At 70.6% G+C, this 13,332-nt stretch carries 17 protein-coding genes; 11 read left to right on the plus strand and 6 right to left on the minus strand.

From position 1 onward, the window contains the following. The first annotated feature begins 17 nt into the window (after positions 1-17). Positions 18-893 carry an aminoglycoside phosphotransferase family protein gene (locus M3Q35_RS17195; protein WP_273944372.1) on the plus strand — a complete coding sequence of 292 codons (876 nt, stop codon included), beginning with the start codon at positions 18-20 and terminating at the stop codon, positions 891-893. After that, positions 890-1,732, plus strand: coding sequence for an aminoglycoside phosphotransferase family protein (locus tag M3Q35_RS17200; RefSeq protein ID WP_273942839.1), 843 nt, complete (start codon positions 890-892; stop codon positions 1,730-1,732). Before M3Q35_RS17195 ends, M3Q35_RS17200 begins: the two co-directional genes overlap by 4 nt. A gap of 5 nt (positions 1,733-1,737) precedes the next feature. Here M3Q35_RS17200 and M3Q35_RS17205 read toward each other — a convergent pair whose 3' ends face one another. Continuing rightward, a complete protein-coding gene (locus M3Q35_RS17205) occupies positions 1,738-2,670 on the minus strand; it encodes a GlxA family transcriptional regulator (RefSeq protein WP_273942840.1) in 933 nt (310 codons plus the stop codon). Then, positions 2,655-3,191, minus strand: a complete 537-nt coding sequence (locus tag M3Q35_RS17210; protein WP_273942842.1) for an NAD(P)H-dependent oxidoreductase — start codon at positions 3,189-3,191, stop codon at positions 2,655-2,657. The genes M3Q35_RS17205 and M3Q35_RS17210 overlap by 16 nt, the downstream gene beginning before the upstream one ends. Positions 3,192-3,279: 88 nt before the next feature. Here M3Q35_RS17210 and M3Q35_RS17215 point away from each other — a divergent pair, with 88 nt between their 5' ends. Next, positions 3,280-4,401 (plus strand): CaiB/BaiF CoA transferase family protein, encoded by a 1,122-nt coding sequence (locus M3Q35_RS17215; RefSeq protein WP_273942843.1) that lies wholly within the window; start codon positions 3,280-3,282, stop codon positions 4,399-4,401. Here M3Q35_RS17215 and M3Q35_RS17220 read toward each other — a convergent pair. Continuing rightward, positions 4,376-4,912: a CGNR zinc finger domain-containing protein gene (locus M3Q35_RS17220; RefSeq protein ID WP_273942844.1), complete on the minus strand. Its 537-nt coding sequence runs from the start codon at positions 4,910-4,912 to the stop codon at positions 4,376-4,378. The two genes, M3Q35_RS17215 and M3Q35_RS17220, sit on opposite strands and share 26 nt — an antisense overlap. A gap of 106 nt (positions 4,913-5,018) precedes the next feature. Between M3Q35_RS17220 and M3Q35_RS17225 the strand changes: the two genes are divergently transcribed. Genes M3Q35_RS17225 through yidD form a run of 3 tightly spaced genes read left to right on the plus strand, consistent with a single transcriptional unit; the run spans position 5,019 to position 6,847 of the window. After that, positions 5,019-5,996: an SLAC1 family transporter gene (locus tag M3Q35_RS17225; protein WP_273942845.1), complete on the plus strand. Its 978-nt coding sequence runs from the start codon at positions 5,019-5,021 to the stop codon at positions 5,994-5,996. 44 nt (positions 5,997-6,040) lie between these two features. Then, positions 6,041-6,382: an STAS domain-containing protein gene (locus M3Q35_RS17230; RefSeq protein ID WP_273942846.1), complete on the plus strand. Its 342-nt coding sequence runs from the start codon at positions 6,041-6,043 to the stop codon at positions 6,380-6,382. A 24-nt stretch (positions 6,383-6,406) separates the two neighbouring features. After that, positions 6,407-6,847 (plus strand): membrane protein insertion efficiency factor YidD, encoded by a 441-nt coding sequence (yidD, locus tag M3Q35_RS17235; protein ID WP_273944373.1) that lies wholly within the window; start codon positions 6,407-6,409, stop codon positions 6,845-6,847. On the opposite strand, the gene M3Q35_RS17240 is transcribed toward yidD, so the two are convergent. Continuing rightward, a complete protein-coding gene (locus M3Q35_RS17240; RefSeq protein WP_273942847.1) occupies positions 6,844-7,299 on the minus strand; it encodes a MarR family winged helix-turn-helix transcriptional regulator in 456 nt (151 codons plus the stop codon). The two genes, yidD and M3Q35_RS17240, sit on opposite strands and share 4 nt — an antisense overlap. Before the next feature lie 73 nt (positions 7,300-7,372). Here M3Q35_RS17240 and M3Q35_RS17245 point away from each other — a divergent pair, with 73 nt between their 5' ends. Next, positions 7,373-7,942 (plus strand): NADPH-dependent FMN reductase, encoded by a 570-nt coding sequence (locus M3Q35_RS17245; protein WP_273942848.1) that lies wholly within the window; start codon positions 7,373-7,375, stop codon positions 7,940-7,942. Then, positions 7,939-8,799: an alpha/beta fold hydrolase gene (locus M3Q35_RS17250; RefSeq protein WP_273942850.1), complete on the plus strand. Its 861-nt coding sequence runs from the start codon at positions 7,939-7,941 to the stop codon at positions 8,797-8,799. The genes M3Q35_RS17245 and M3Q35_RS17250 overlap by 4 nt, the downstream gene beginning before the upstream one ends. Positions 8,800-8,805: 6 nt before the next feature. Here M3Q35_RS17250 and M3Q35_RS17255 read toward each other — a convergent pair whose 3' ends face one another. Both M3Q35_RS17255 and M3Q35_RS17260 read right to left on the minus strand, forming a co-directional pair. Continuing rightward, complete coding sequence (locus tag M3Q35_RS17255; protein WP_273942851.1) at positions 8,806-9,498, minus strand: RraA family protein; 693 nt, start codon at positions 9,496-9,498, stop codon at positions 8,806-8,808. A gap of 65 nt (positions 9,499-9,563) precedes the next feature. Further along, a complete protein-coding gene (locus M3Q35_RS17260; protein WP_379793984.1) occupies positions 9,564-10,130 on the minus strand; it encodes a transglycosylase family protein in 567 nt (188 codons plus the stop codon). A 375-nt stretch (positions 10,131-10,505) separates the two neighbouring features. On the opposite strand from M3Q35_RS17260, the gene M3Q35_RS17265 reads away from it, so the two are divergent. Genes M3Q35_RS17265 through M3Q35_RS17275 form a run of 3 tightly spaced genes read left to right on the plus strand, consistent with a single transcriptional unit; the run spans position 10,506 to position 13,332 of the window. After that, complete coding sequence (locus M3Q35_RS17265; RefSeq protein ID WP_273942854.1) at positions 10,506-11,597, plus strand: LolA-like protein; 1,092 nt, start codon at positions 10,506-10,508, stop codon at positions 11,595-11,597. Further along, the gene (locus M3Q35_RS17270) at positions 11,594-12,502 is read left to right on the plus strand and encodes an ABC transporter ATP-binding protein (RefSeq protein ID WP_273942855.1); all 909 of its coding nucleotides are present in this window, start codon (positions 11,594-11,596) and stop codon (positions 12,500-12,502) included. Before M3Q35_RS17265 ends, M3Q35_RS17270 begins: the two co-directional genes overlap by 4 nt. Next, positions 12,499-13,332, plus strand: coding sequence for an ABC transporter permease (locus M3Q35_RS17275; RefSeq protein WP_273942856.1), 834 nt, complete (start codon positions 12,499-12,501; stop codon positions 13,330-13,332). Before M3Q35_RS17270 ends, M3Q35_RS17275 begins: the two co-directional genes overlap by 4 nt.

Below are 13,332 nucleotides of genomic sequence, written 5' to 3' on the forward strand. Positions count from 1 at the left end.
GAGCTGCCCCGTTGTCCGTGCACGTCGACGTCCCGCAGGCCCGACGCCTGGTGGCCGCGCAGTTCCCGGAGTGGGCCGAGCTCGAGGTGAGACCGGTGCCGTCGTCCGGCGTCGACAACATCAGTTTTCGGCTGGGTGACGACAAGCTGCTGCGGATGCCGCGGTTCGCCCGCTGGACCGGGCAGGTCACGCGGGAGCAGCGCTGGCTGCCCCGGCTGGCCCCGCACCTGCCGCTGGCCGTGCCGACGCCGCTCGGCCAGGGTCGGCCCGGCGAGGGGTATCCGTTCCCCTGGTCGGTCTACGACTGGATCGACGGCAGCAACGCCGATCGGCTCACCGACCACCGCCAGGCGGCCGTCGACCTCGCCGACTTTCTGTTGGCGCTACGGGAGATCGACGCCACCGACGGGCCGCCGCCCGAGTGGAGCAACGGTTTCCGCGGCGTCGATCTGCACGACGACCGTGACTCGCCGGTCGTCGCGTCCCGGATGCGGGAGCGCATTGCCGTGCTGGAAGGCTTTTTCGACGTCGACGCCGTGACCGAGGTCTGGCAGACCGGGCTCGACGCGCCCACCTGGGACGGGCCGCCCGCCTGGGTCCATGGCGATCCCGTCGGGGCCAACATGATCGCCAAGGACGGCCGGCTGGCCGCTGTGATCGACTTCGGCACCCTCGCCGTCGGTGATCCGGCCTGCGATCTCATTGCCGCGTGGGGCTTTCTGCCCGCCGGCGCACGCGAGGAGTTCCGCCGGCTGCTGGCCGTGGACGACGCCACCTGGGCCCGTGGGCGGGTCTGGGGTCTGACGTCGATCCTGCCGTCCAAGGCCGGCCTCGCCGACCCGGTGCAGGCCGCCCGAGCCCACCAGGCGTTGACCGAGATCATCGACGGATGATCGTGCACCCCGTGGTCCGCCGTCGGGCCGAGCAGGAGGGGACGGTCGGCGAGAAGTGGTTGGCCGACCTGGATTCCCTGCTCGCGTCGATGGCCGAGCGGTGGGGGTTGGACGTCGGCGAACAGCTGGACGGCGGCTTCGGGTCGGTGGTGTTCCGGGTGCGGACGGCCGAGCGGGAGGCCGTGCTCAAGCTGGCCGTGCCCGGCACCATGGTCGCCCAGGAGGCCGCCGCGCTGGGACATCCTGGGTACGCCACGCTCTACGCCAGCGACCTCGACACCGGCGCGCTGCTGCTGGAGTCACTCGGCCCGCACATGCAGTTGCCGCCGATGGAGATGGTCACCGAGCTCGGCAAACTACTGCGGATCGCTTGGCGGGCAACGGATGCGCCCCTCCATCCGCAGGCCGACCTCCTCGCCCGATTGATCACGGACCTGTGGCGGGATCTTCGGCCGCCCTACCCCGATTCCCTGCTGACCACGGCCTTGCGGACGGCCGCGAAACGGGCCGCCGACACCAGCCGCCGGGTGGTCGTGCACGGGGATCCCCACTGCGGCAACGCCCTCCAGAGCACCGACGGTTACCTCTTCGTCGACCCCGACGGCTACGTCGGCGATCCCGCCTACGACTGCGGCGTCGTGCTGCGCGACACCACCGCCGCCGAGTTTCCCGCCCTGTGCCGGCAACTCGCGACGATCACCGGCCTGCCGTTCGAGGCCATCGCCGAATGGGCCTTCGTCGAACGGGTCTCCACCGGCCTCCACCTGCTCGGCCTCGGCGACGCCGAGCGCTCGAAGTCCTTCCTGGACACCGCCCTGCACTCCGTCGAAACGTGCTGAGTCTTTCAGTGCTGAGCGCGATACGCCCCCGGGGTAATGCCGAGGCGCTGCACGAACACCCGTCGCAAGGTCTCGTCGCTGCCGAAGCCGCTGCGGGCGGCGGCGGAAGCGACGGTGTGCCCACGGGACAACAGGTCCTGGGCGGCCTCCAGCCGGACGAGCTCGACGTAGCGGGCGGGCGTGGTGCCGATCTCGTCGTGGAACAGCCGGGAGAGCTGCCGAGGGCTGACGGAAGCCTTGGCGGACATGGTGGTCACGGTCCAGTGCTCGGCGGGATCGAGGGCGACGGCGTCCAACAGGGTCCGAAGTGGACTGTCCTGGCCGACGTGCGCCCTTGACGGGGCGGAGAACTGCGACTGCCCGCCGGGGCGCTGCATGAAGACGACCATGGACTGCGCGACTTCGGCGGCAAGGGAAGGGCCATGGTCCTCCTCCACCAACGACAGCGCCAGGTCGACCCCGGAGCTGACGCCGGCCGAGGTGACAATGGAGCCGTCCCGCACGTACAACGCGTCGGACTGCACGGAAACGCGCGGATACCGTTGGGCGAACAACGAGACCTGCCGCCAATGGGTCGTCGCCCTGCGGCCGTCCAACAACCCGATCTCGGCCAGCAGAAAGGATCCGGTGCACACGGAGGTGATCCGCGACGCGCCGGAAACCAGCTGCCGCACGGCCTCCACCACAGCGCCGCCGAACGGGAAGTCGACCATGCCGTAGGCACCGGGCACGAGCACTGTCCCATCAGGACTGTCGACCGGCCCGTCCACGCCCAACGTGGTGCCGCTGGCGGTACGGACGGGCTGCCCGTCCGGCGACACGACCCGCAGTTCATACGAGGCGCCGAGCCGGTTGGCGTGGCCGAACACGTCGGACGGCCCGGCGACGTCGATCATCGTCACGCCGTCGAAGGCCAGGATGGTCACGCGGTGAGGCACACCGCAGATGATGCCAGCACGTCCCGGTACCGCGCCGCATGCGCGGCCAGCTCGGCGTCGGTGACGCCGCGCACGTCGTGCAGCACCAACGGCGGCGCGAAGTCCATGCCGACCCGGCGGGCGGTGTTCTCCAGCGGCGCCAACAGAACCTCCATCGGGTACCGGTGGAAACCGCCGTCCCGGTACGCCTCCTCGACGCCGCCGGTGGACGTCACGACCTGCAACGTCTTGCCGGCCAGCAGCCCGCGCGGCCCGTCGTAGGCGAAGCCACCGACCAGCACCTCGTCCATCCACTGTTTGAGCAGCGCCGGCACCGCGTACCACTGGAACGGGAACTGGAAGACGATCAGGTCGTGCTCGGACACGAGCCGCTGCTCACGCGGCACGTCGATGATGCGGTCCGGGTACGAGACGTGCAGGTCGTGCAGCGTCACCCCGGGCTGCCCGGCGACGGCTTCGGCCAGCGCCGCGTTGATCCGCGACCGGGACAGGTTCGGGTGGTCCAGCAACACCAGTGTCATACCCGAAAACTAGGTTCCGGCCGGCGCCGGCGGACCCCGGGATCGGGCCGGGAAGTCCCCAGATCGGGCATGCACTTTACTGGCCGGCATGGGTTCTCTGGACGGAATCGTGGTGGCCGACTTCTCCCGGGTGCTGGCCGGGCCGTACTGCACCATGCTGCTGGCCGACCTGGGCGCGGACGTGATCAAGGTGGAGAGCCCGCGCGGCGACGACACCCGGCAGTGGCTGCCGCCGGCGAACGCGGACGGCGTCGGCACGTACTACCTGGCGGTCAACCGCAACAAACGGTCCATCGCCCTGGACCTGACCGATCCGACCGACGCCGAAGCCGCCCGAGAGCTGGCCACCAGAGCGGATGTGCTGGTGCACAACCTGAGGCCCGGCGCGATGGAACGCTTCGGCCTCGGCTACGACGACGTGGCGGCGACCAATCCCACGGCCGTCTACTGCTCGATCAGCGGCTTCGGCCCCGACTCCGACCTGCCCGGCTACGACCTCCTGGTGCAGGCGATGTCCGGCATGATGAGCCTCACCGGCGCACCCGACGGGCCACCGTTCCGGGCCGGCGTCGCGGTGATCGACGTGATGACCGGCCTGCACGCGGCGACCGGCATCCTGGCGGCGCTGCACCACCGGGACGTCACGGGGCAGGGCCAGCACGTGCGGACGAACCTGTTGTCGGCGGCGCTGTCCTCGCTGGTCAACCAGACCTCGGCCTACGTGGCCGGCGGCGTGGTGCCGCACCGCATGGGCAACGAGCACCTGAGCCTCTACCCGTACGAGCCGATGGCCACCGGCGACGGTGAGCTGATCATCGCCGTCGGCAACGACCCGCAGTTCCGGCGGCTGGCCGCGGCCATCGGCGCGCCGGAACTGGCCGACGACACCAGGTTCGCCACCATGGCCCGGCGCAACGCCAACCGTCAGGAGCTGCGCCGCCTGCTGCTGGCCCGGCTGGCCGAGAAGCCGGCCCAGGAGTGGTTCCGCATCCTGGCCGACGCCGACATCCCGTCCGGGCCGATCAACGACGTCCGCCAGGGCGTCGATCTGGCCACGGAGCTGGGCCTCGACCCGATCGCGTACGCCGGCGGCGTGCCGACGGTCCGCAATCCGCTCACCCTGTCGGCCACGCCCACCCGGCACGATCTCGCGCCGCCGAAGCTGGATGAGCACGGCGCCGAGATCAGGGCGTGGCTGGGCCGGAACTAGCCTTCTTCCGCTCACGGTAGGCCCGCATCGCCGCTCTGGAGGCGCAGCCGGGCGAGCAGTAGACGGCCGAGCCGTTGCGGGTCTGGTCGACGAACACCCATCGGCACGGATGGGCCCGGCAGGTCTTGAGCCGGGCCCATTTCCCGGACAGCGACAGCTCGACCACGGCCGCCAGCACCTCGCCGAAGACCCCGGGCTGGGCCGGCTGCAACTCGACGCCCGAAGCGGTGATCACCGGGGTCAGAGGATGACGCAAAGCCATGCGCCGCAAGCGTTCCTCCGCTTCAGCCAGGCGACCCGCGGCCACGTCGGCGTTGTGCGTGCGGACGACGTCGATCAGCGCCTCCCGCAGCTCCCGGGCGGCCGCCGCGTCGGCGTCCGACGCCTCCGCCGGCAGCCCGCGCTCGGCCAGCCACGAGCGGTAGTGCTCCCCGTCCATGAAGCGGTCCACCCGGCTGGGATCGACCGCCGAGCCGTCGTGCGAGTTGACGAAGCTGAGGACCAGATCCATGTTAGGAGCGTAATCGTCTAGCCCATAACTCCACAACCCCCGCCATCGGTTGGACGTTAGCGTCAAACCGACTACGGTCACCACTGCACGGCACGAGGAGGCAGTGGTGCGGAAGATTCCGTTGAACCTGTTCGGCACGGCGTTCGGCACCGCGGGCCTGGGCGGCACGTGGCTGACCGCCGCCGCGCAGGGCTACGCGCCGACCGCCGTCGGCATCGTGCTGCTGGCCGTCGCCGCCGTGCTCTGGGCCGTCGTCCTCGGCTGCTACGGCACGTACGCCATCAGGCAGAACGCGCTGGTCAAGGACCTCGTGGACCCGATCGGCGGCCCGTTCGCCGCGCTGGCCCTGATCACGCCGATGCTGATCGCCGGCCAGACGCTCCCCCGCCCCGCCGCGACGGTGATCGTCGACGTGTTCGCCACGCTGATCGTCCTGCACGGCTCGTGGTTCACCGGCCAGCTGATCTACGCCGGCATGGACTTCGACCAGCTGCACCCCGGCTACTTCCTGCCCAGCGCGGCCGGCGGCTTCGTGGCCGCGGCCAGCGCCGCCACGGTCGGCCAGCACGAGTTCGGCGTGCTGCTGCTGGGTTTCGGCATCATCTCGTGGCTGATCCTCGGCTCGCTGATCCTGGGCCGGCTGGTGTTCCGCCCGCCGCTGCCCGACCCGCTGATCCCGACCATCGCCATCGAGGTGGCGCCGGCCGCCGTGGCCAGCCTCGCCTACTTCACCCTGTTCGGTGACCGCGTCGACACCGTCGCCGCCCTGCTCGGCGGCTACGGCCTGCTGATGGTGCTGGCCCAGCTGCGCCTGCTGCCCCGCTACGCCCGACTCCGCTTCGCGCCGAGCTTCTGGGCCTTCACGTTCGCCTGGGCCGGCGTCGCCACCGCCGCGCTGCACTGGCTGGGTTGGGAGCGCCCGGTCGGCCAGGGTCTTTGGACCTGTCTCGTGCTCGCCGCGATCACCACACTGGTCGCCGCCATCGCCGTACGCACCGTGCTGGGCCTGCTCCGCGGCACGCTGCTGCCCCGGGCGGTGTTGCCGGTCGATACCGTCCGGCCTACGGTGGGTAGCGTCGGTTGAGACCACAGCCGCGTGGATACCGCGCGAGCTAGGGAGTCTCGGCCATGTCGGATACCGCGGTCAGATCGGAACGGGTCGGGCCGGCAGCGCTGATCCACGTCAAGGGCGAGGTCGACATGGCGGCCGAGGCGTCGCTGCGCCGGCACATCGACGAGGCCATGGCCGACGAGCCGGCGGCGGTGGTGCTCGACCTGACCGGCGTGACGTTCTTCGCCTCGGCCGGCCTGCACATCCTGGTCGATCTGCACCATGACGCCGCGGCACGGGGAGTGTCCCTGCACGTGGTCGCGGACAGCCGGATCGTGCTGCGGCCGATGGAGATCACCGGGGTCGACCAGCTGATCACCGTGGTCGCCTCGGTCGATCAGGCCCTGGCCCACAGCTGACGTGCGTATCTTGGCGTCGTGCCCATGTTCCGACGCCGCCGGCGCTACGACGACTACCAGCCCCGCCGATACCGGGGTGGCGGCGGCTCGTCCTGCCTGCGGGACGCCTGCCTCATCGAGAGCGGTTGCTGCATAGCGGAAAGCTGTGACGGCAACTGCCTGATCGCCGGCCTGCTGACGCTGCCGCACCTGCTGGTCGCCGCCGGCTCGGCGGTGCCGCGGACCCGACGCCAGTCACTCGGGATGAAAGCGCCGTCGCAGATGATGATCGCCGCGATCCGCGTGTACCAGCGGGAGATCAGCGCCAAGCGGCCGGCCGTGTGCCGGTTCGAGCCAAGCTGCTCGGAGTACGCCGCCCAGGCCATCGCCCGGCACGGCGCGCTGCGCGGCGCCCGGCTGATGGTCGGCCGCCTGCTGCGCTGCCGTCCGGGCGGCCGGCGCGGCGCGGATCCGGTGCCGGCCTAGGTCCCGAACTTCTCGAAGGCTTCGGCCAGCGCCCGCAGGTCGAAGCCTTCGAGGTGCTTGAGGACGTACTTGCGCACGCCCCACAGGTTGGTCGGCCACGCCGCGTCCAGCCGGTCGAAGCCGCGATCGGTGAGCACGGCGTGCCAGCCGCGGCGGTCGTGCTCGTCACGGACCCGCTCGACCAGCGCCTGCGCCTCCAGCCGGGTGACCACGTGGGTCATCCCGCTCAGCGACAGGAACGACATCTCGGCCAGCTCGCTCATGCGCAGCCGGCGGTCGGGCGCCTCGGACAGCCGGGACAGCGTCAGGTAGTCGGTCATCGACATCTGGCGCTCGCGCAGCATGGTGGCGTCCATCACCCGCGGCAGCGCGTTGACAACCCGGTCGAGCGCCCTGATCAGCGCCTCCTCGTCGGCGTCGAGCGGGCGATCCACGCCGTCTTCGGTGTCCACGCCAGCAGCTTACTTGCTTCGGGCAGGAATCAGTAGATACTTTCTTCCCGAAGGAACTATCTCGGAGGTTCACGTGACCAAGATCGGCATCATCCTGGGCAGCACCCGGCCGGGGCGCAACGGCGAAGCGGTGGCCAAGTGGGTGCACAAGATCGCGTCCGAGCGCACGGACGCCGAGTTCGAGCTGGTCGACCTGCTCGACTACCCGCTGCCCCACCTGGACGAGGTGCTGCCGCCGACGATGGGCCAGTACAGCCAGCCGCACACCCTCCGGTGGGCCGCGAAGATCGCCTCGTTCGACGGGTTCGTGTTCGTCACGCCCGAGTACAACCACTCCACCTCCGGCGCGCTCAAGAACGCCATCGACTTCCTGTACGCGGAGTGGAACAACAAGGCCGTCGGCTTCGTCAGCTACGGCTCGGTCGGCGGCGCCCGCGCGGTCGAGCACCTGCGGCTGATCGCCGCCGAGCTCCAGCTGGCCGACGTGCGCTCGCAGGTCGCGCTGTCGCTGTTCACCGACTTCGAGAACTTCCGCGACTTCGCGCCGGGCGAGCACCAGCTGCCCGTGTTGCAGGCCACGCTGGACCAGGTCGTGGCGTGGAGCAACGCGCTCGCCCCGCTGCGCGCCGGGGCGGCGGCGTGAGCTTGCGGAAGACCTCGCCCGCGGACTTCGAGCACAAGTTCGCCGACGTCAACGGCACCCGGCTGCACTACGTGGTGGCCGGCAGGGGCGAGCCGCTGATCCTGATGGGCGGCTGGCCGCGCACCTGGTGGCAGTTCCACAAGGTGATTCCGTTGCTGGCCAAGCATTATCGGGTGATCGCGGTGGACATCCGCGGCATGGGCGACTCGGCCCGGCCGGCCGAGGGCTACGACAAGAAGACCATGGCCCGCGACATCCACGAGCTGATCAACCGGCTCGGTTTCGAGCGGGCGCACGTGTACGGCGACGACATCGGCGGCCAGGTGGCGTTCAGCCTGGCCTGGAACCACCCGGAGTCGGTGGACGGCCTGGTGATCGCCGACGGCATCCACCCCTCCGAGGCCATGTACCAGTTCCCGATGGTGCCGCGGCCGGGCCAGCCCGTGTACCCGTGGTGGTGGGCGACCGGACTGCTCGACGGGCTGGTGGAATCGTGGCAGGCCGGCAAGTTCCGGGCCATCATCGACTGGAACATCGAGCACATCGGCGGCGACCCGAGCATGTTCGACGAGCAGAGCCGCGACATCTACGCCGCCGCGTACAACACGCCCGAGGCCATCCGCGCCACCAACGGCTGGTTCCGGACGTTCGGACAGGACATCGCCGACTTCGCGACGTATCCCAAGCTGGAGAAGCCGCTGCTGTACCTCGGCGGCACCCTGCTGCCGGTGTCCAAGCCGGTGGTCGAGGCGTTCAGCACCACCGTCGCGTTCGTCGAGTTCCCGGACGCCGGGCACTTCCTGGCCGAGCAGCACCCGGAGCGGTTCGCCGACGTGCTGACCCGGCATTTCGGCTAGCCTGGCCTACTCCTCCACCGCTCCGCCGATCCGGCGGAGGTGGTCGCGGAAGGTCAGCGCCGGGTTCTCGGCCCGGTTGGCCAGGAACGTGGCGAACCGGAGCTGGTCGCGCAGCGTCTCGCCGCCGCGGGTCCGCTCGGCCTGCCGGCGCTCCGTGTCGCGAATGCCTTCGGCCAGCAGGAAAAGGTCCTCGATGTGCTGGGCCGGCACGAAGATCACGCCGTCGTCGTCACCGAACACGACATCGCCGGAGTCGACGACCCACTCCCCCATCCGGGCCGAGGTCAGCGCGTCCGCCGGCCGCTCCTCGGCGGCCAACGGCCCGGTCGGCAGCGAGCCGAGGCTGAACACCGGCAGGCCGATCGCCCGCACGTCGGCGGTGTCGCGGTGCAGGCCCCAGATCGCCACGCCGGCCAGGCCGGCGGTCTGGGCCTCCTGCACGATCAGGTCGCCGACGCAGGAGTGGTCGAGGCGACCGCCGTTGTCCACCACCAGCACGTCGCCCGGCGCGGCGCCCTCGATCGCCTCCAGGAACACGTCGACGCTGCCGGCGTGCCGGGCCGGCAGCGCCCGCCCGGCGATCTTGGCGCCCGGCTGCACGGCGTGAATTCCCAGGCAGCGCACCGGAAGCTGGGCCCGGACGCAGGCATCGGCCAGGTGCGCGGTGGTCAGCGTCTCGAACCGTCGGCGAAGATCCATGGCTCGACAATAGATCCGCCGGCCCGCCGCCCGACAGCTCGATCGGGCGACGGGCCGGCGGGCCCTTACTTCGTGGCGATGCGTGCGCCCGGGAAGATCAGATCCGGGTTGAGCAGCGCGGCCGGGTTGAGCTCGACCAGGCGCTGCCAGCCGCCGTCCACGTGCAGCCGGTCGGCGATGCCGCTGAGCGTGTCGCCGGGCTGGATGGTGTAGTCGCCGGCCGGGTTGTCGACCGAGCCGGGCAGCTCTTTCGCCGCCGGGGCAACGGATGCGCGGTGGGACGGCGAGAAATGCCGTACGCCGCCGCCGATACAGGTCGGCCACGCGCCGGTTCCCCTGGCCCGCACCACGTTCTCGGCCACCCGGATCTGCTCTTCACGGGTGGCGTGGTCGGCCGAGCCGGTGCCGCCGTTGGCCTGCCACGTGCCCGGCGAGAACTGGAGCCCGCCGAGGTAGCCGTTGCCGGTGTGGGCGCCCCAGTTGCCGCCGCTCTCACAGCGCGCCACCGAGTCCCAGTTGATGCCGGAATCCGCGGCGGCCGATGCGGCCAGCGGTCCGACGGTCAAAGCCAGTGCCGCGATTCCCGCTGCGGAACCCACGGCGACACGCCGATCGAATCGACGAGGAGACATCATTGCCTCTCCCGCCTCGCCTCGCGCAAGCGCTCTCCGTCCTGCGGTTCCCTTCACGCGACTACGTGGGCCGATCCGGTTTCCGGACGGAGCGAGGCGCTCACCGGATCGGTACCGCTGGCCGAAACTCCGGCCGAGGACAACGTAAGCACAACCGCGACCGAAAAAGGCGGATATCCGATAGGTATCGTGTCGCGATAGAAACGTGATTCGGCAGGTCGCGCCAGATTTGATCTTCTCAATTCGAGCCCGCGAATCACCCGAAACGGTGGGCGTGTCGTTTCCAAACGTGACGGGGACCACTTCGTAAGACTTCGATCACAACCGAACCGGCCTCCGCAGGCGTAGAAAGGGAGGACGCGGAAGGTGGTGAGCGTGCCGACGACACGGTGGCGCTGGGCGGTTGTGGCCGCGGTGGCGGCGGTTCTGGTCGCCGCGCCGGTGGCGCTGACCGCCCTGCCGGCGTCCGCGCACAGGGATCCGGGGGCCCTGCGCGCCCGCGTGTTGGCCTCGGTGAACCAGCCGTACCAGGGCTACGCCGAGGCCACCGGCTCGCTCGGTCTGCCCGACCTGCCCGCTCTGTCCTCGGTGACCGCGCTGCTCGGCGGCACCACCCGGCTGCGGGCCTGGTACGTCGCGCCGGAGCACTGGCGGACCGACGAGATCACCGGCGTCGGCGAGCGCGACACCTATGCCGTGCCCGGCAGCCAGTTCATCTGGGACAACGGGCAGAACCAGTACACCCAGATCGTCGGGGACGAGCCCATTCGGCTGCCGCGCGGCGCCGACCTGCTGCCGCCCGACCTGGCCCGCCGCGTGCTCAAGGACGAGCCCAAGGTCGAAGCCCTGCCCGCGCAACGGGTTGCCGGCATCGACGCCGCCGGGCTGCGCGTGACGCCGTCCGATCCGCAGACCGCGATCGGTCGGGTCGACATCTGGGCCGATCCGGACAGCGGGCTGCCGCTGCGGGTCGAGGTGACGGCCAAGGGCCAGCCGGCGCCGTTCGTGGTCAGCGCCTTCCGGTCCGTGAGCACGCAGCGCCCGTCCGAGGACGTGATCACGCCGAAACCCTCGCCCGACAGCGGTTTCACCGTCACCGACGCGCCGGACGTGCTCGGCGCGTTCAGCGGCTTCCCGCTGCCGGCGCAGGTCGCCGGCCGGCCGCTGCAGACCGACCGGGTCGGCGGCGGGCGCGGGCTTGGCTTCTACGGCACCGGTTTGTCGGCTTTCGTCGTCGCGCCGCTGCCCCGCAACATCGCCGGCGGCGTGGTCGACGCGATGGGCAAGGTCGGCGCGAAAACCGTGCCGCTGCCCGGCGGGCAGGGCACTCTGCTGACCATCGCGCCGTTGTCCGTGCTGGTCGAACGGTCCGGTTTCCGCACCTTCCTGCTCGCCGGCGTGGTCGATCCCGCGCTGCTCACCCAGGCGGCCGCCGAGCTGTCCACGCTGCCCAGGAGGCGTCCATGATCGTCACCCGCGGGCTGACCAAGCGCTACGGTTCCGTGCTCGCCGTCGACGGCGTCGACCTGAACGTGCGCGAGGGTGACCGGTACGGCTTCTTGGGGCCCAACGGTTCCGGCAAGACCACGCTCGTACGCATGCTGTTGGGGCTGGTCTACGCCACCAGCGGCGAGATCGAGGTGCTCGGCTCGCCGATGCCGCGCCGGGCCGCCGAGGTGTTGCCGCAGATCGGCGCCATGGTCGAGGGTCCCGCCGCGTATCCGCACCTGTCCGGCCGTCGCAACCTCTCCCTGCTCGACGCCAGCGGTCCCGGCGGCAGCCGCCGCACCCGCCGGTCCCGCATCGAGGAAGCCCTTGCCCGAGTTGGCCTTTCGGGCATCGATCGACGTCCCGTCAAGGCCTATTCGCTCGGCATGCGGCAGCGCCTCGGCCTCGCCGCCGCATTGTTGCGGCAACCCCGGCTGCTCATCCTCGACGAGCCCACCAATGGCCTCGACCCCAAGGGCATTCACGAGATCCGGGACCTGCTGATCGAGCTCAACGCCACCGGCACCACCGTTTTCCTGTCCAGCCACTTGCTTTCCGAGGTCGAGCAGCTCTGCACCCGTGTCGGCATCGTTGACCGCGGGCGGCTGGTGTTGGAGGACGAATTGGCCGCCATTCGCCGCGCCACCGGATTGGTGTTGGTGCAGAGCCCCGACGCCGCCGATGTGGTGCCCTTGCTCAACGGCCAGCTCGTCGCCCGTGACGGAGAGAACCTGGTGATACGACACGAGGATCCCGCCACGTTGAACGCCACCCTGGTCGCCGCCGGGCTGCGGGTGGCGTCCATCGCCCCGCAGCGGCGGACGTTGGAGCAGGTGGTGTTGGAAGTGACCGGCACCGGCTCCGACCGGGTGGACGCCTCGTGATCACCGTTGAGCTCCGCAAACTCGTGCTGCGGCCCCGGATCTGGACCAACATCCTGCTGCTGTGCCTGCTGCCGATCATCGTCGGCGTGTTCCTCAAGACCGCCGACTTCGCGCCGCCGCCGGGGCAGGGTGGGGCGTTCCTGTCGGCGGTGCGGGGCAACGGACTGCTGTTCCCGGCGGCGGCGCTGGCGCTGGTGCTGCCGATCTTCCTGCCGCTGTCGGTGGCGGTGGTGGCGGGCGACTCGATCGCCGGCGAAGCGGTCGGCGGCACGTTGCGCTACCTGCTGATCCGACCGGTCGGCCGGTCACGGCTGCTGGTGGCGAAGATCATCGCGCTGCTGGCGTTCGTGCTGCTGGCGATCGCCTGCGTGGTGATCAGCTCACTGATCGTCGGCGTGATCCTGTTCGGCACGGGCACCAGTGCGACCGGCGGCGCGGCGGCCGGTGCGGCGACGTCGCTGTCGGGGGTTTCGCTTACGCAGGGCCAACTTGCCGCCCGGCTGTTGTACTCGATCGGCTACATCGTGGTGGCCATGATCGGCTTCGGCGCGATCGGCCTGTTCCTGTCCACGCTGACCAGCTCGTCGCTGGGCGCGGCGCTGGGGGCGTTGTCGATCCTGATCACCAGCGCGGTGTTGCAGACGCTGGACGCGGCGGCCGCGGTCAAGCCCTACCTGCCGACGAACTACTGGCTGTCGTGGATCGACTTCTTCCGCGACCCCGTCTTCTGGGACTCCATCGACAAGGGCCTGCTGCTCCAGGCCGGCTACGTCGTGGTCTTCCTCGGCGCGGCCTGGGCCAACCTCGCCACCAAGGACGTGACGTCCTGA

The sequence above is a fragment of the Kutzneria chonburiensis genome, from assembly GCF_028622115.1.
GTDB classification, from domain to species: Bacteria; Actinomycetota; Actinomycetes; order Mycobacteriales; family Pseudonocardiaceae; genus Kutzneria; species Kutzneria chonburiensis.

Excerpts from the sequence above, each read along its gene's own strand:
- M3Q35_RS17220 (WP_273942844.1), bottom strand. The coding sequence starts at position 4,912 with ATGGATCTGGTCCTCAGCTTCGTCAACTCGCACGACGGCTCGGCGGTC.
- M3Q35_RS17215 (WP_273942843.1), top strand. The coding sequence starts at position 3,280 with ATGGGTTCTCTGGACGGAATCGTGGTGGCCGACTTCTCCCGGGTGCTG.
- yidD (WP_273944373.1), top strand. The coding sequence starts at position 6,407 with ATGTTCCGACGCCGCCGGCGCTACGACGACTACCAGCCCCGCCGATAC.
- M3Q35_RS17210 (WP_273942842.1), bottom strand. The coding sequence starts at position 3,191 with ATGACACTGGTGTTGCTGGACCACCCGAACCTGTCCCGGTCGCGGATC.
- M3Q35_RS17270 (WP_273942855.1), top strand. The coding sequence starts at position 11,594 with ATGATCGTCACCCGCGGGCTGACCAAGCGCTACGGTTCCGTGCTCGCC.
- M3Q35_RS17200 (WP_273942839.1), top strand. The coding sequence starts at position 890 with ATGATCGTGCACCCCGTGGTCCGCCGTCGGGCCGAGCAGGAGGGGACG.
- M3Q35_RS17230 (WP_273942846.1), top strand. The coding sequence starts at position 6,041 with ATGTCGGATACCGCGGTCAGATCGGAACGGGTCGGGCCGGCAGCGCTG.
- M3Q35_RS17260 (WP_379793984.1), bottom strand. The coding sequence starts at position 10,130 with ATGTCTCCTCGTCGATTCGATCGGCGTGTCGCCGTGGGTTCCGCAGCG.
- M3Q35_RS17255 (WP_273942851.1), bottom strand. The coding sequence starts at position 9,498 with ATGGATCTTCGCCGACGGTTCGAGACGCTGACCACCGCGCACCTGGCC.